Below are 16,577 nucleotides of genomic sequence, written 5' to 3'. Positions count from 1 at the left end.
ACGCGTACCGCAGTCGACGGGACGGGGCGGCATGGCGACGGCAGTGAGCAGCGAACTCTCCGTGGAGTTGCAGGGATTCAGGCGGGTGCAGCGCCTCGCGTACGAGTGCGCGGAGGCGGTCGCGGCACGCCTCGAACCGGGCGTGACCGAGCGCGAGGCGGCACGGATGCAGCGCGAGTGGCTGCGCGAGCGGGGGGTGCGGGACTGGTTCCACCTCCCCTTCGCCTGGTTCGGCGACCGCACGGCGTTCGTGGACTTCCGCATCCCGCTGCAGTTCTTCCCGACCGACAGGGCGCTGGAGCCCGGCATGCCGTTCATCCTGGACATGGCCCCGGTCTACGAGGGACACACCGCCGACATCGGCTACTCGGGCTCCCTCGGCGTCAACCCGGTGCAGGACCGGCTGATGGCCGACCTGGAGGCGCACCGCGAGCTGATCCTGCGCGAGGTGCGCGAGCGACGGCCCCTGCGCGAGATCTACGAGGACGTGGACCGGCTCATGGTCCGCCAGGGCTACGCCAACCGGCACCGGGCGTACCCCTTCGGCGTGATCGCCCACAAGGTGGACCGGGTGAAGCAGCGCCGCTGGTCCCCGCACCTGTTCGGGTTCGGCACCCAGTCCCTGAAGGGCCTGGCCGCCGACGCCCTGCACGGCCACCGCGAGGGCTGGTCGCCCCTGTGGTCGCCGTACCGCTTCTCCGACCACCCGCCGCGGCCGGGCCTGTGGGCGGTCGAACCGCATCTCGGCTTCCGGGGTACGGGCGCGAAGTTCGAGGAGATCCTGGTCGTCACCGACTCCCGGGACCCCGAGCAGAGCGCGTTCTGGCTGGACGACGATCTGCCGCACGTGCGGCGCTGGGCGGAGGAGAAGTGACGCTGAAGGGCGCGCGTGAACGCCGGGTACAGACCGGCGGGGTCGACCTGTGCGTGGCCGAGCTGGGCGATCCGGGACAGCCGACCGTGGTGCTGGTGCACGGCTACCCGGACAGCAAGGAGGTCTGGTCGGAGGTCGCCGCACGCCTCGCGGACCACTTCCACGTCGTCCTGTACGACGTCCGGGGCCACGGCCGCTCCACGGCACCGCAGCCACTGCGCGGCGGCTTCACCCTGGCGAAGCTCACGGACGACTTCCTGGCGGTCGTGGACACGGTGAGCCCGGACCGGCCGGTGCACGTCGTCGGCCACGACTGGGGCTCGGTGCAGTCCTGGGAGTTCGTCACGGTGGGGCGCACGGAGGGCCGTATCGCCTCCTTCACGTCGATGTCCGGGCCGTCCCTGGACCACTTCGGTCACTGGATCAACGCGCGCGTGAAGCGCCCCACGCCGCGCCGCGTGGGCCAGCTCCTCGGCCAGGGCGCCAAGTCCTGGTACGTCTACCTGCTGCACACACCCGCCCTGCCGGAACTGGCCTGGCGCGGACCGCTCGGCAAACGCTGGCCCAAGATCCTCCAGCGGGTCGAGAAGGTCCCCGCCGACGGCTACCCGACCGCGTCCCTGCCCTCCGACGCGGCACACGGCGCCTGGCTGTACCGGGACAACGTCCGGGCCCGGCTGCGCAGACCGCGCCCCGACGCATACGCGCACGCACCCGTGCAGCTCATCACGCCCCAGGGGGACGCGTTCCTGTCCGAGCGGCTCTACGACGACCTCGACCGGTGGGTGCCCCAGCTGACCCGGCGCACCCTTCCGGCCAAACACTGGGTCCCACGCACGCGCCCCGACCACCTGGCGGCGTGGATCGATGAGTTCGTGACGTCCGTGGAGGGCGGCCGCACCGAGCCGTCCGCGACCGGCCGCCATGCCGACCGGTTCAGCGGGCAGCTGGTCCTGATCACCGGCGCGGGCAGCGGCATCGGACGGGCCACCGCGTTCGCGTTCGCGGAGGCCGGCGCACGCGTCGTGGCCGTCGACCGCGACGCCGAGGCCGCCGCCCGCACCGCCGAGCTGTCCCGGCTGATCGGCGCGCCCGAGGCCTGGGCGGAGACCGCGGACGTCTCCGACGAGCAGGCCATGGAGAAGCTCGCCGAAAAGGTGCACCGCGCCTACGGCGTGCTGGACGTGCTGGTCAACAACGCGGGCATCGGCCTGTCGGGCTCGTTCTTCACCACGACCACCGACGACTGGCGCAAGGTCCTGGACGTCAACCTGTGGGGCGTGATCCACGGCTGCCGTCTCTTCGGGGCGCGGATGGCCGAGCGCGGCCAGGGCGGCCACATCGTCAACATCGCCTCGGCGGCCGCGTACCAGCCCTCCCGGGCCCTGCCCGCCTACAGCACCTCCAAGGCGGCGGTCCTGATGCTCTCCGAGTGCCTGCGCGCCGAGCTGGCCTCGCAGGACATCGGAGTCACGGCGATCTGCCCGGGCTTCGTCAACACGAACATCACCGCCACGGCCCGCTTCACCGGGGTCGACGAGGCCGAGGAACGCCGCCGCCAGAAGCACTCCGCCCGCCTGTACGGGAAGCGCAACTACCCACCGGAGAAGGTCGCCGACGCGGTCCTGGAGGCGGTGACCCACAACAGAGCGGTGGTGCCGGTGACACCGGAGGCCCGCGGCGCACACCTGCTGTCGCGGTTCATGCCGGGGATGCTGCGCAGGCTCGCCCGGGTGGAGCCGAAGCTGTGAGCGGCACGTCCGTGCAGCCGCGCGCCGTCCTGCCCGCCTAGGGTCTTCCTTTCGGACCAGGCCGGCTTCAGGTCACGGCGCCTCATGGCGGCCCCGCCCCCACTCCGGTCACCGCAAAGGACCCCGCATGACCGACCTCCCGGCCTCCCGGACCTACAGCATCGAAGACCTGGCCCACCACACCCGCACCACCGTACGAACCATCCGCGCCTACCAGGACAAGGGCCTCCTCCCCCGTCCCGAACGCCGGGGCCGGGCCAACCTCTACTCCGGCATCCACCTCACCCGCCTCGGCCAGATCGTCCACCTCCTCGACCGCGGCTACACCCTGGCCTCCATCAAGGAACTCCTGGACGCCTGGGACACCGGCCGCGGCCTGGGCGGCGTCCTGGGCCTGGTCACCGAGGTGGAGGGCCCGTGGACCGACGAGGAACCGGCCCGCATCACGCGCGACGAACTGAACGCCCGCTTCGGCGGCGCCCCCGACGACGACGCCGTGGCCGAGGCCGTCGAACTCGGCGTGCTGGAACCGGTCGAGGGCGATCAGGACACCTTTCTCGTGCCGAGCCCCCAAGAGCTGTCCGTGGCGGCCGAGTTGCACGCGGCAGGGGTGCCGCTCGCCGCGATCTCGGGCCATCTCAGGGAGTTGAGGATCCAGGTCGAGCACATAGCCGCCCGTTTCCTGGAGTTCACCACCGAATACGTCTTCGCCCGCTATCTGGACGATCCCGGTCACCGCACGGACGCGCATGCGGCGGAAGCGGCCTCGTGGGTGCGGCGGCTTCGCCCCCTGGCCCAGCAGACCGTGGACGCGGAACTGGCCCGCGCCATGCGGGTGTTCGCGGTCCAGCACCTTCGCACCAGCCTGGGCACCGAGAGCCCGCCGCACACACGCCGGGGGACGCGTTCCGTCGCTCTTCCCGCGGAGACGATCAGCGCCGTGGAACGCCTTGTTGGCCGCGAGCACGCATCCACCTTCATCGCCCTGGCAGCGGAACGGGAGGTAAGGGCACGGATCTTGGACGATCTCACCCCACCGGGACGCTCCCGCAATGATCTTGGCGAATCACCCTGAACCGCCCGTCAGTTGTCCACAACTCCTTCAATTCCCCTGTGGATAAACTCACTTGGCTGTGGATCAAACCCCGGAGCGAAAATAACCTGCGTGATCCGCGTCTCTCCCGCACCCTGAAGGCATGGATGAAAAGCGCACCGTGAAGGTGTCGAAATACCTCTCCAAACACCTGCGCCACCAGCCCGAGCGCATCGGACTCACCCTCGACGAGGCCGGCTGGGTCGAGATCGACACGCTGATCGCCGCGGCCGGCGCTCACGGTTTCCGCTTCTCGCGCGAGGAGCTCGACCACGTCGTGGCCGCCAACGACAAGCAGCGCTTCGCGGTCGAGGGCACCAGGATCCGCGCCAGCCAGGGCCACAGCATCGACATCGACCTCGGCCTGCCCCCGGCGACCCCACCGTCGTACCTCTACCACGGGACCGTCGCCGCCCACCTGGACGCGATCCGTGCCGAGGGTCTCAGGCCCATGAACCGGCATGACGTCCACCTGTCGGCGGACCGCGAGACCGCGACCCGGGTCGGCGCCCGCCGCGGCCGCCCCGTCGTGCTCTCCGTGGACGCCGGCGCCATGCACCGCGACGGCCACGTCTTCCACCGCAGCGCGAACGGAGTGTGGCTCACCCAGGCCGTACCGCCCCACTACCTGCGCTTTCCCGGCCGGCCCTGACGGCCCGCGACCCCGCGCACACGCGAAACGCACCCTCGCGGACCGCACCCCCGTGGGCCGCACGCCCATGGGCCGCACCCCCGAGGGCCGCACGCCCGTGAGCGCACGCCCGTGGGTCCTGCTCACCTCGTGGCCTTACCGGCACATACGGTGACGGCTTTCGGCCATGGCAGCGGGTCCCCTTACCCTCGGACCCATGAGTCTGCGTCTGAGCACCGTGATCCTCCCGTACCGCCGCTGGAACGAGGGCGGCCGTTCGGCCTGGGTGCGGGCCGAGCAGCTCGGTTTCCACACCGCGTACACCTACGACCACCTGTCCTGGCGCAGCTTCCGCGACGGCCCGTGGTTCGGCGCGATCCCGACGCTGACCGCCGCGGCCGCCTCCACCGACCGGCTCCGCCTGGGCACGCTGGTCACCTCACCGAACTTCCGGCACCCGGTGACCCTCGCCAAGGAGCTGATCTCCCTGGACGACATCTCCGGCGGCCGCATCACCCTGGGCATCGGCGCGGGCGGCACGGGCTTCGACGCCACCGCCCTCGGCCAGGAGCCGTGGACGCCGCGCGAGCGCGCCGACCGGCTCGCCGAGTTCGTGCCGCTGCTCGACCGGCTGCTCACCGAGGACGCCGTGTCGTCGCAGGGCCGGTTCTACTCGGCGCACGAGGCGCGCAACATCCCCGGCTGCGTCCAGCGACCCCGGCTGCCCTTCGCGGTGGCGGCCACCGGCCCGCGCGGGCTGAAGCTCGCCGCGGGCTACGGACAGGCGTGGGTCACCACCGGCGACCCGAAGCTGTACGAGAACGGCACCCCGGAGCAGTCCGTCGAGGCGCTGCGCGGTCAGATGGAGAAGCTGTCCGAGGTGTGCGCCACGGCCGGCCGGGACATGGCCGGACTGGACAAGGTCCTGCTCACCGGATTCACCCCGGACCGCGGGCGCCCGCTGCAGTCCCTGGACGCCTTCGTGGACTTCGCCGGCCGCCACCAGGAGCTGGGCTTCACCGAGATCGTGATCCACTGGCCCATCCCGGACTCGGACTTCGCCGCGGAGGAGAAGGTCTTCGAGCGGATCGCCATGGAGGCACCCGCCCAGCTGGCCTGACCCGGCAACAGCGATGCCGGGTCCCGCCCCGGCGACAGCCGTGGAGGCGCCTGCCCGGTCGGCCTGACCCGGTCACAGCCATGCAGGCGCACGCCCGGCCGGCTTCACCCGGCGACAGCCACTGAGGCGCGCGCCCAGCCGGCCTGACCCGGTGACAGACGTCGCCCGTCGGCCATCTGCGATGTGTCTGTGAACTCATCTGTGCGGACTCCCGCACGGCCGTGCGGGCATATGCGCGAGAATGGCCGGGTGACCTCAGCGACCAGACAGCCCGGGACCCCGGCCGCCGCCCTACGGCCGCGGCTGATCGCCACCGACCTCGACGGCACTCTGCTGCGCGACGACAAGTCGGTCTCCCCGAGGACGGTCGCCGCGCTGGCCGCCGCCGAGGAGGCGGGCATCGAGGTGTTCTTCGTCACCGGCCGCCCGGCCCGCTGGATGGACGTCGTCAGTGACCACGTCCACGGCCACGGCCTGGCGATCTGCGGCAACGGTGCCGCCGTCGTCGACCTGCACGGCGGCCCCGGCTCCCACCGGTTCGTCAAGGTGCGCGAGCTGGCCCGGCAGAACGCGCTGGACGCCGTACGGCAGCTGCGCGACGCGGCTCCCGGCACGGTGTTCGCGGTCGAGCAGACCTACGGCTTCCACCAGGAACCGGCCTATCCCAAGCTGCACATGGAGACACCGGACAACCTCCTGCCCGCCGAGGCCCTCCTCGCCGCCGACGGCCCGGACCACGACCAGCCGGTGCTCAAGATCCTCGCCTACCACCCCGACCTCGACCCGGACGCCTTCCTCGCCCTGGCCCGCCTCGCGGTCGGCGAGCGAGCCAATGTCACCCGTTCCAGCCCCAGCGCCCTGCTGGAACTCAGCGGCCCCGGCGTCTCCAAGGCCAGCACACTCTCCCTGTGCTGCGCCGAGCGCGGCATCTCGCCCGAGGAGGTCGTCGCCTTCGGGGACATGCCCAACGACGTCGAGATGCTGACCTGGGCCGGCCGGTCGTACGCGATGGGCAACGCCCACCCGGACGTCGTCGCCGCGGCCTCGGGCCGTACGGTCGCCAACAACGAGGACGGCGTGGCCGTCGTGATCGAGCAACTGCTCGCCGAACGCGTCTGACCCACCTGCCCCGCCCCGGGCTGTGCGGCCTCGGGCGGGTCACGCGGTCGAGGACATCCAGTGGGTGTTTCCGGTGCCGGCCTCCGGCAGGCGCGACTCCAGCAGCTGCGGCACCCGCAGGGCTGTCCGGGCGGCCCGGGCGGCCCGGGCGGCCCGGGCGGCCCGGGCGGCCGGCGAAAGATCGGGCGAGGGCACGGCGGACATGCCCCGAGAGCGATTAGTCCCGTCTGTGACGGAAACCGGAGCGATGGGTGGGCGCCCGTTCACCGAGCCTCCGCAGACACCTCCGCCACTGTCCTCACCACTGTCTTGGTCGCTGCCTAGGTCGCTGTCTTGGTCGCTGTCTTCGCCGCTACCGCCACCTCGGCCGCCACCCCTGCCGTGGCCTCCCGGTGCACCATGGCACGCAACGGCCCGTTCACGAAGGCCAGTTCCGCGTACGGCCCCCGCTGCACCACCCGGCCCCCGTCGAGCACGACCACCTCGTCCACGGCGTCGAGCCCCGCCAGCCGATGCGTGATCAGCAGCGTCGTACGGCCCTCGGTGGCGGCCAGCAGATCCGCGGTGAGCGCGTCCGCCGTCGGCAGGTCCAGATGCTCGGCGGGCTCGTCCAGGACGAGGACGGGGAAGTCGGCGAGCAGCGCCCGGGCCAGCGCGAGGCGCTGGCGCTGCCCGCCGGACAGCCGCGCACCGTGCTCGCCGACGAGCGTGTCCAGGCCGTCGGGCAGCTCGTCCACCCAGTCCAGCAGCCGGGCGCGGGCCAGCGCGTCGCGCAGATCGCTCTCGGTGGCGTCCTTCCGGGCGAGCAGCAGGTTCTCGCGCACCGTGCTGTCGAAGAGGTGCGCGTCCTGGGCGCACAGCCCGACGAGCCTGCGGACGTCGTCGCCGGCCAGCGCGTGTGCGTCCACACCGGCGAGGGTGTAAGAGCCGGCCCCCGGGTCGAGGAAGCGCAGCAGGACCTGGGCGAGCGTCGTCTTGCCCGAGCCGGACGTTCCGACCACGGCGATCCGGCGCCCCTGGTCCAGGGTGAGATCGAGCCCGACGAGCGCGTCGCGGTGCTGCCCCGGGTGCCGGGCGGTCAGGCCCCTGAGCACCACCGGGAAGGGCACGGCGGGCGCCTGGCGGGGCCGCTCCGGCTCCCGTACGGGTTCGGGCGCGTCCAGCACCTCGAACACGCGCTCCGCGCTCCGCCGCACCCGCTGCCGGAAGCGCACGGCGAGAGGCAGCCCCAGTACGGCCTCGAAGGCGGCCAGCGGAGTGAGGACCACCACGGCCATCGCCACACCGCCGAGCCGGCCCGCGGCCACCGCTTGCGCGCCCAGCAGCGCGGTGGCGGTGACGGTCAGCCCGGAGACCAGCGCGGTGAGCCCGTCACCGAGCGCGGTGACCGCCGCGGCGCGCGAGGCGATCCGGGTGAGCGTGCCGTCGGCCTGCCGGGCCGCGGCCGTACGGGCCGGCAGGGCCCCGGCGACGGTCAGCTCGGCAGTGCCGGTGAGCAGGTCGGTCACACGGGTCGCGAGCACGCTCCGGGCGGGCGCCAGCCGCAGCTCGGCGTGCCGGGCTGCGGCCGCGGTGATCAGGGGGACCCCGACGCCGGCCACCAGGAGGCCGGCCGCGAGCGCGGCCCCGGCCTGCGGCAGGAGCCAGACCGTGAAGGCGACCGAGGCGGTCGAGACGGCCACCGCGACCCCGGCGGGCAGCAGCCAGCGCAGCCAGTAGTCCTGGAACGCGTCCACGTCGGCGACCAGCCGGGTGAGCAGATCGCCGCGGCGGGCCGTCCGCAGCCCCGCGGGCGCCAGCCGCTCCAGGCGCCGGTAGACGGCGACCCGGGTGTCGGCCAGCATCCGCAGCACGGCGTCGTGCGACACCAGCCGCTCGGCGTACCGGAAGACGGCCCGCCCGATCCCGAAGGCCCGCGTCGCCGTCACGGCCACCATCAGATAGAGCACCGGCGGCTGCTGCGAGGCCCGCGAGATGAGCCAGCCGGAGGTGGCCATCAGCCCGACGGCACTCCCGAACGCCAGGCTCCCCAGCAGCAGCGCGAGGACCAGCCGGCCGCGCCGGGGTCCGGCAAGTCTCCGGACCCGGGCGAGCACGCTCCGAGAACCCGCCGGGGACTGCTCCGCCGGGCCGCGTGCGAGGCCGTCGAGTCGGGGCGAGGGTCCCTCCGCACGAGCGGAGTCGAGCGCGGGGGAGGCCGGCAGAAGGCAAGAGTCCGGAGGACGGGTGTCTTGGGGGCTGAGGTCCTGGGGACGAGCGCCCAGGAGACGGGAGTCTTGAGGGCGAAGGTCCTGGGGGCGGGAGTCTTGGGCGCGAAGGTCCTGGGGGCGAGAGTCTTGGGCGCGAAGGTCCTGGGGGCGGAGCCTCCTGGGAGGCCGGCTGTCGCTCCGGGCCGTCAGCGCTTGCGCGCCCTCCAGCCGCACCACCCGGTCCGCCACGTCCAGCAGCGCCGGCCGGTGTACCACCAGCAGCACCGTGCGGCCCGCTGCAAGCCTGCGCACCGCCGCCACGACCTCGGCCTCCGTCGCCCCGTCCAGCGCGGCCGTCGGCTCGTCCAGCAGCAGTACGGGCCGGTCCGCGAGGAAGGCCCGGGCCAGCGCGAGCCGCTGCCGCTGGCCGGCGGACAACCCGGCGCCGTCCTCCCCGAGCACGGTGTCGGCCCCCTCGGGCAGCGCGTCCACGAACTCCAGCGCACCGGCGTCCCGCAGTGCCTCGCGAACGGCGGCGTCGTCCGCGTCGGGCCGGGCCAGCCGTACGTTCTCCGCGATGGTCCCGGCGTACAGGTGCGGTCGTTGCGGCACCCAGGCGATCCGCGACCGCCACTGCTCCAGGTCGGCCTCGGCGAGATCGACGCCCCCGACGCACACCCGGCCCTCGGCAGGCCGTACGAACCCCAGCAGCACGTTGAGCAGCGTCGACTTGCCCGCCCCGCTCTCTCCGACGAGAGCCACGGTCTCGCCGGACTGCACGGTGAAGGACGCATCGGTCACGGCATCCGCCGACCGTCCGGGGTAGCGGGCCGTCACGCCGTCGAAGGTCACGGGGCCCGCAGGTACCTCAGCGGTTCCCGGCGCCGGGACCGGTGTCTCCAGGACGGCGAAGATCTCCTCGGCCGCGGCAAGACCCTCTGCCGCCGCGTGGTACTGCGCGCCCACCTGGCGCAGCGGCAGATACGCCTCGGGCGCGAGCACCAGGATGACCAGACCGATGTACAGGTCCATGTCGCCGTGCACCAGGCGCATGCCGATCGTCACGGCGACCAGCGCCACCGACAGCGTGGCGAGCAACTCCAGTGCGAACGAGGAGAGGAAGGCGATCCGCAGGGTCCTCAGGGTGGCCTGGCGGTACTCGCCGGTGATCCGCCGGATGGAGTCGGCCTGGGCCTTGGCCCGGCCGAACACCTTCAGCGTGGGCAGGCCGGCGACCACGTCCAGGAAGTGGCCGGAGAGCCGGGACAGCAGCCGCCACTGACGGTCCATCCGGGACTGCGTGGCCCAGCCGATCAGCATCATGAAGAGGGGGATCAGAGGCAGGGTGCCGACGATGATCGCCGCCGACACCCAGTCCTCGGTGACGATCCGCGCGAGGACGGCCGCCGGGACGACCACCGCGAGCCCCAGCTGGGGGAGATAGCGCGAGAAGTAGTCGTCCAGAGCGTCCGCCCCGCGCGTGGCCAGGGTGACCAGCGAGCCGGTCCGCTGGCCGCTCAGCCACCCGGGGCCCAAGTGGGCGGCGCGCTCCAGCAACCGCCCGCGCAGCTCGGATTTCACCGCGGCACTGGCGCGGTGTGCTGCGAGTTCGGTGAGCCACGCGACAACCGACCGCCCTGCGGCCACGGCAGCCAACAGCAGGAGCGGGGTGCGCAGTTCAGATACCGACTGCCCGTGCTGGAACGCTCCGACCACCACCTCGGCGATGAACATCGCCTGGGCAATGACCAGACCGGCCCCGACGGCCCCCAGGCCGACGACCGCCACCAGAAAGACACGGGTGGCGCGGGCGTATCGCAGGAGGCGAGGATCGATCGGTTTCACGTGAAACATGCCCTTCGGCCCAGAGGGTGTGTTTCACGTGAAACACACCCTCGGTGGACTCAGTGTGCGGCGCCGGCGGCAGTGTCAGGAGCGATGTGCTGCGTACCGATCCGCTTGCGGAACACCCAGTAGGTCCAGCTCTGGTACAGCAGGACGAGCGGCGTGGCGATGGCCGCGCACCACGTCATGATCTTCAGGGTGTACGGGCTCGACGAGGCGTTGGTGACGGTGAGACTCCAGTCCCCGTTGAGCGTGGACGGCATGACGTTCGGGAAGAGCGACAGGAAGAGCATCGCCACCGACGCCACGATGGTCACTCCGGACAGCGCGAACGACCATCCCTCGCGACCCGCCTGATTGGCCACCAGCGCGGCCACCAGAGCCACGACCGCCACGATCAGGGCCACCAGGCTCTTGCCGTCGCCGCTGTCGGCCTGCGTCCACAGCAGGAAGGCGGTCGCCAGAACGGCGGTGAGGAGACCGACCCACAGCGCCAGCCTGCGTGCGCGCAGCCGTATGTCACCGACCGTCTTGAGCGCGGTGAACACCGTTCCGTGGAAGGTGAAGAGGGTGAGTGTCACCAGGCCGCCGAGCAGGGCGTAGGGGTTGAACAGGTCCCCGAGGGTGCCGACGTACTCGAAGTCCCGGTCGATCTTCACGCCCCGCACGATGTTCCCGAAGGCCACGCCCCACAGGAACGCCGGGATGAGCGAGGTCCAGAAGATGGCCGTCTCCCAGTTGCGCTGCCAGTTCTCCTCGGGCCGCTTCGCCCGGTACTCGAAGGCGACACCGCGGACGATCAGACAGACCAGGATGGCCAGCAGGGGCAGATAGAAGCCGGAGAAGAGAGTGGCGTACCACTCGGGGAAGGCGGCGAAGGTGGCACCGCCCGCCGTGAGCAGCCACACCTCATTGCCGTCCCAGACGGGCCCGATGGTGTTGATCAGCACCCGCCGTTCGGGCCGGTTCCGGGCGAGCAGCTTGGTGAGGATGCCGACCCCGAAGTCGAAGCCCTCCAGGAAGAAGTAGCCGGTCCACAGGACGGCGATCAGGACGAACCAGACGTCGTGAAGTTCCATGACTGTCCCCTCGGCCTAGTACGAGAAGGCCATCGGCTTGTCGGCGTCACGGGTGTCGCCGCCGATCTTCGTGGGCGGGTTGAGGTCGGCCTCCGTCAGTTCGGGCGGGCCGGCCTTGACGTACTTCTCGAGCAGCTTGACCTCGACGACCGCGAGGATGGCGTAGAGCGAGGTGAAGACGATCATCGAGGTGAGGACTTCACCCTGGGAGACACCGGGGGAGACCGCGTCCCGGGTCTGCAGCACGCCGTAGACGGCCCACGGCTGGCGGCCCATCTCGGTGAAGATCCAGCCCCAGGAGTTGGCGATCAGCGGGAAGGCCATGGTCCAGGTCGCGATGCGCCAGTACCAGGAAGTCAGCTTCGGGCTGAGTGCCTTGTTCTTGAACAGGACCAGGTGCGGCACCTCGTCGTCGCCGACCCGCAGATGCTGCGGCAGCAGGAACTTCCTGCGGGTCAGCCACAGCCCGGCGAGGCCGATGGCGAAGGAGGCCATGCCGAAGCCGATCATCCAGCGGAAGCCCCAGAAGGCGACGGGGATGTTGGGCCGGTAGTCGCCGGGCCCGAACTTCTGCTGCTCGGCCTTGTTGACGTCGTTGATGCCCGGGACGTACGAGGTGAAGTCGTCGTCGGCGAGGAAGGACAGCAGGCCCGGTATCTCGATCGCGACGGTGTTGTGGCCCTTCTCGACATCGCCGTAGGCGAAGATCGAGAACGGCGCCGGCTTCTGGCCGTCCCACAGTGCCTCGGCGGACGCCATCTTCATCGGCTGCTGCTTGAACATGACCTTGCCGAGCACATCACCGCTGACCGAGGTGAGCAGGCCGGCTATGACCACGGTGACCAGGCCCAGCCGCAGCGAGGTCTTCATCTCGCGGATGTGCTTCCTGCGGGCCAGGTGGTAGGCCGAGATGCCCACCATGAAGGCGCCGCCGGTCAGGAAGGCCGCGGAGAGGGTGTGGAAGGCCTGGCTGAGCGCGGTGTTCTGGGTCAGCACGGCCCAGAAGTCGGTCAGCTCGGCGCGCCCCTTCACCTTGTCGATCTTGTAGCCGACAGGGTGCTGCATCCAGGAGTTGGCCGCGAGGATGAAGTACGCCGACAGGATCGTGCCGATCGAGACCATCCAGATGCAGGCGAGATGGATCTTCTTCGGCAGCTTGTCCCAGCCGAAGATCCACAGGCCGATGAAGGTGGACTCGAAGAAGAACGCGATCAGGGCCTCGAAGGCGAGCGGGGCGCCGAAGATGTCACCGACGAAGCGCGAGTAGTCCGACCAGTTCATGCCGAACTGGAACTCCTGCACGATGCCGGTGACCACACCCATCGCGATGTTGATCAGAAAGAGCTTGCCCCAGAACTTCGTCGCCCTGAGGTACCTCTCGTTCTCCGTGCGCACCCAGGCCGTCTGCAACCCGGCCGTGAGGGCGGCCAGGGAGATCGTCAGCGGGACGAACAGGAAGTGGTAGACGGTGGTGATGCCGAACTGCCATCGCGCCAGAGTCTCCGGCGCCAAAGCCAAATCCACGTCGTCAGCTCCTTACACTTCGCCGTGGTAGCGGCAGCTTGCCCCTTTTGTCGCGTACATCACGGGAGCAATCGGGCACGCTTGTGAACGCGTTCACATTCACAAGCCATTATGACGCACTGATTTTCGCCAATCGAAGGGGGGTCCCTCCTTCGCCTCGGCGTCAAGACCTTGGCAGTGACTTCAACATCTTGTTGAATTGCGGCTCATGCAGATACGGATCTCGTGGCCCGCCGGCCACCTCACCGCGACCCTTGAGAACACCCCGACCGCACAAGCGCTGGGCAAGGCGCTGCCGCTGGCCTCCACCGCCCACACCTGGGGCGAGGAGGTCTATTTCGATACAGGTGTGTCTGTTTCACGTGAAACGGATGCACGGCAGGTCGTGGAGCCGGGCACCGTGGCCTTCTGGACGGACGGCGATGCGCTCGCCCTCCCCTACGGCCCCACACCGATCTCGCGAGGCGACGAGTGCCGCCTCGCGAGCCCCTGCAACATCCTCGGAAGCCTGGACGGGGACGCCGCCGTGCTGGCGACCGTGCGGGACGGCGACCCCGTACGCGTGGAACTGATCGACGCCTAGGGCCACCGCCTCACGCCGGGAGCTACAGCTCCTTGCGGAACCCTTCCGTCACCTTCAGGAAGATGTCGTTCGCCTCGGTCTCCCCGATCGTCACCCGCACACCCTCGCCCGGGAACGGCCGGACCACCACGCCGTGCTGCTCACAGGCCGCCGCGAACGCGACCGTGTGCTCCCCCAGCCGCAGCCACACGAAGTTGGCCTGGGTCTCCGGCACCGTCCACCCCTGGGCGCGCAGCGCGTCGACCACGCGCGTGCGCTCGCAGACCAGTGAGCCGACCCGGCCCAGCAGCTCGTCCTCGGCCCGCAGCGAGGCGATCGCCGCCTCCTGAGCGAGCTGGCTGACACCGAAGGGCACCGCCGTCTTGCGCAGCGCCGCCGCCACCGGATCATGGCCGATCGCGAAACCCACCCGCAGTCCGGCCAGGCCGTAGGCCTTGGAGAACGTGCGCAGGACGCAGACGTTCGGCCTGCTCCGGTACAGCTCGACACCGTCGGGCACCTCGGGGTCGCGGATGAACTCCCGATAGGCCTCGTCGAGCACCACCAGCACATCAGCGGGCACCCGGTCGAGGAACCGCTCCAGCTCCTCCCGTCGCACCACCGTGCCGGTCGGGTTGTTGGGGTTGCAGACGAAGATCAGACGCGTCCGGTCGGTGATCGCGGCCGCCATCGCGTCCAGGTCGTGCACATCGCCCGGCGTGAGCGGTACCTGCACCGACCGGGCCCCGCTGATCTGCGTGATGATCGGGTAGGCCTCGAAGGAGCGCCAGGCGTAGATCACCTCGTCGCCGGGCCCGCTGGTGGCCTGGATCAGCTGCTGGGCGACACCCACGGAACCGGTGCCGGTGGCCAGGTGGGAGAGCGGGACACCGAAGCGCTCCGACAGCTCGTTCATCAGCCCGGTGCAGGCCATGTCCGGGTAGCGGTTGAAGCCGGCGGCGGCCGCGGTCACGCTCTCCATCACGCCGGGCAACGGCGGATAGGGGTTCTCGTTGGAGGACAGCTTGTAGGCGACCGGCCCGCCGGTCGCAGCGGGCCTGCCCGGCTTGTAGGTGGGGATACCCTCCAGCTCCGCGCGCAGCTTGGGGCTCGTCTCGCTCACCGCAGTCCTCCTCGCGACCACCGGCGGACCGTCGACGCCGCCGGGTTCCAATACTCCTCACCATATGAGGATTCGGCGCCGATGCGTACAGATGCGGGACAGCAAGAGGCGAACCTCATCGTCTCCACAGGCAACAGGGGCATCGTCACACGAAGGCGTACGTATCGGGGGGCGCGCCGTACATATATCTATGCGCCGGTAGCTCACGCCGTGGCGCGCATCCCTCGTGAAGGTGAGTTGAGACCTCTTCGAGACATCGGACACTTGGCAGGCCCATGCGCGTCGACAAGTCACGTCTTGGCATGAGAGCGCTTAACTGACTTTCTATCTAAGGCAGTTGCCTAGAAATGACCATGCAGAAACGTGTCTGTCAACGCGTGCATATGCGTCCGCACTACCCCACCGCATGAGCCCTACTATCGGCTCGCCATGACAGCAGCAGGGAAGCACCAGGTGAGCCGCGCGGAAACCTCACGTCGAGGCAGTCGGCCGGGCCGGGCGGGCATCAGAGACGTGGCCGCCGCCGCCGGGGTCTCCATCACGACCGTCTCCGATGCCCTCAACGGCAAGGGCCGGCTCCCGGATGCCACCCGACGCCATGTCCGCGAGGTCGCCGACCGGCTGGGGTACCGCCCCTCGGCCGCCGCCCGCACCCTCCGTACCGGCAAGTCGGGACTGATCGGCCTGACCGTGACGACGTACGGGGATGAACCTTTCACCTTCACGGAGTTCGCGTACTTCGCCGAGATGGCCCGGGCCGCCACCTCGGCCGCGCTCGCCCGCGGCTACGCCCTCGTCATCCTGCCCGCGACCTCCCGCCACGACGTGTGGTCCAACGTGGCCCTGGACGGCACGGTCGTCATCGACCCCTCCGACCAGGACCCGGTCGTCAGCGAACTGGTCCGCCAGGGTTTACCGGTCGTCTCCGACGGCCGCCCGGCCGGCTCGCTCCCGGTCACCGCGTGGGTCGACAACGACCACGAGGCCGCCGTCCTCGGCATCCTCGACCACCTCGCCGACGCGGGCGCCCGCCGGATCGGTCTGCTCACAGGCACGACGACGGACACGTACACCCACCTGTCGACCACCGCCTACCTGCGCTGGTGCGAGCGCGTGGGCCAGGACCCGGTCTACGAGGCCTACCCGGCCCACGACCCGTGCGCGGGCGCCGTCGCGGCCGACCGGCTGCTCGCCCGGCCCGACCGGCCGGACGCCGTCTACGGCCTCTTCGACCCCAACGGCACCGACCTGCTCGCCGCCGCCCGCCGCTACGGCCTGCGCGTCCCGGACGACCTGCTGCTCGTGTGCTGCAGCGAGTCCACGGTGTACGCCAACACCGAGCCGCCCATCACCACACTCTCCCTCAAGCCGCGCCGGATCGGCACGGCCGTGGTCCAGCTCCTCATCGACGCCATCGAGGGCGTCGAGTCGGACCACCCCGTCGAGCAGGTGATACCGACCGAACTGATCGTGCGTACCTCGTCCCAGCGACGTCCCCCGCGCACGACCGTCAGCCCGCCACGGGCTCCGGAGGAGGGGTAGGGCGCGCCGCCACGCGGCCGATCACGGGGCCGACACGCGGCCGGGGCGCCCGGCGGAAATGTCCGGGCGCCCGCCGTGCCCGGCCCGGCCGCCCCGGGCACGGGCGCTCGCGTCCCGGCGTGCAC

13 protein-coding genes are annotated in these 16,577 nt (G+C 70.9%); 8 read left to right on the top strand and 5 right to left on the bottom strand.

The window, feature by feature from the left end; translation table 11 throughout:
- Positions 1–31 precede the first annotated feature (31 nt).
- The 6 genes from ACFZCP_RS23915 to ACFZCP_RS23890 all read left to right on the top strand — a co-directional run bounded on the left by ACFZCP_RS23915 (position 32) and on the right by ACFZCP_RS23890 (position 6,588).
- A complete protein-coding gene (locus tag ACFZCP_RS23915) occupies positions 32–874 on the top strand; it encodes a M24 family metallopeptidase (RefSeq protein WP_391429767.1) in 843 nt (280 codons plus the stop codon).
- Positions 871–2,625, top strand: coding sequence for an SDR family oxidoreductase (locus ACFZCP_RS23910; RefSeq protein WP_391429765.1), 1,755 nt, complete (start codon positions 871–873; stop codon positions 2,623–2,625). The genes ACFZCP_RS23915 and ACFZCP_RS23910 overlap by 4 nt, the downstream gene beginning before the upstream one ends.
- A gap of 127 nt (positions 2,626–2,752) precedes the next feature.
- The gene (locus tag ACFZCP_RS23905; RefSeq protein ID WP_391429762.1) at positions 2,753–3,700 is read left to right on the top strand and encodes a MerR family transcriptional regulator; all 948 of its coding nucleotides are present in this window, start codon (positions 2,753–2,755) and stop codon (positions 3,698–3,700) included.
- A 121-nt stretch (positions 3,701–3,821) separates the two neighbouring features.
- Positions 3,822–4,370 (top strand): RNA 2'-phosphotransferase, encoded by a 549-nt coding sequence (locus tag ACFZCP_RS23900; protein ID WP_391429760.1) that lies wholly within the window; start codon positions 3,822–3,824, stop codon positions 4,368–4,370.
- 196 nt (positions 4,371–4,566) lie between these two features.
- Entirely contained in the window at positions 4,567–5,469 is a 903-nt protein-coding gene (locus ACFZCP_RS23895; protein WP_391429758.1) for an LLM class flavin-dependent oxidoreductase, read from the top strand.
- Between the two features lie 231 nt (positions 5,470–5,700).
- The gene (locus tag ACFZCP_RS23890) at positions 5,701–6,588 is read left to right on the top strand and encodes a Cof-type HAD-IIB family hydrolase (protein ID WP_391429756.1); all 888 of its coding nucleotides are present in this window, start codon (positions 5,701–5,703) and stop codon (positions 6,586–6,588) included.
- 39 nt (positions 6,589–6,627) lie between these two features.
- Here ACFZCP_RS23890 and ACFZCP_RS23885 read toward each other — a convergent pair whose 3' ends face one another.
- The 4 genes from ACFZCP_RS23885 to ACFZCP_RS23870 form a co-directional block, all read right to left on the bottom strand.
- A complete protein-coding gene (locus ACFZCP_RS23885) occupies positions 6,628–6,792 on the bottom strand; it encodes a hypothetical protein (RefSeq protein ID WP_391429753.1) in 165 nt (54 codons plus the stop codon).
- Between the two features lie 116 nt (positions 6,793–6,908).
- Positions 6,909–10,622 (bottom strand): thiol reductant ABC exporter subunit CydD, encoded by a 3,714-nt coding sequence (gene cydD, locus ACFZCP_RS23880; RefSeq protein ID WP_391429751.1) that lies wholly within the window; start codon positions 10,620–10,622, stop codon positions 6,909–6,911.
- A gap of 59 nt (positions 10,623–10,681) precedes the next feature.
- Positions 10,682–11,701: a cytochrome d ubiquinol oxidase subunit II gene (gene cydB, locus ACFZCP_RS23875; RefSeq protein ID WP_391429749.1), complete on the bottom strand. Its 1,020-nt coding sequence runs from the start codon at positions 11,699–11,701 to the stop codon at positions 10,682–10,684.
- A 15-nt stretch (positions 11,702–11,716) separates the two neighbouring features.
- Positions 11,717–13,225, bottom strand: a complete 1,509-nt coding sequence (locus ACFZCP_RS23870; RefSeq protein ID WP_391429747.1) for a cytochrome ubiquinol oxidase subunit I — start codon at positions 13,223–13,225, stop codon at positions 11,717–11,719.
- Between the two features lie 208 nt (positions 13,226–13,433).
- On the opposite strand from ACFZCP_RS23870, the gene ACFZCP_RS23865 reads away from it, so the two are divergent.
- Positions 13,434–13,808 (top strand): cyclophilin-like fold protein, encoded by a 375-nt coding sequence (locus tag ACFZCP_RS23865; RefSeq protein ID WP_362694282.1) that lies wholly within the window; start codon positions 13,434–13,436, stop codon positions 13,806–13,808.
- 22 nt (positions 13,809–13,830) lie between these two features.
- On the opposite strand, the gene hisC is transcribed toward ACFZCP_RS23865, so the two are convergent.
- On the bottom strand, positions 13,831–14,910 hold the full coding sequence (gene hisC, locus ACFZCP_RS23860; protein WP_391429744.1) for a histidinol-phosphate transaminase: 1,080 nt from the start codon (positions 14,908–14,910) through the stop codon (positions 13,831–13,833).
- A gap of 429 nt (positions 14,911–15,339) precedes the next feature.
- Here hisC and ACFZCP_RS23855 point away from each other — a divergent pair, with 429 nt between their 5' ends.
- Positions 15,340–16,452, top strand: coding sequence for a LacI family DNA-binding transcriptional regulator (locus ACFZCP_RS23855; RefSeq protein WP_362694276.1), 1,113 nt, complete (start codon positions 15,340–15,342; stop codon positions 16,450–16,452).
- Positions 16,453–16,577 lie beyond the last annotated feature (125 nt).

Origin of the sequence: Streptomyces sp. NPDC007971, assembly GCF_042958635.1 — a bacterium.
In the GTDB taxonomy this organism is placed as follows: domain Bacteria; phylum Actinomycetota; class Actinomycetes; order Streptomycetales; family Streptomycetaceae; genus Streptomyces.
Note: the sequence above shows the minus strand (reverse complement) of the source record. Positions and strands in the feature narration are given on the sequence as shown.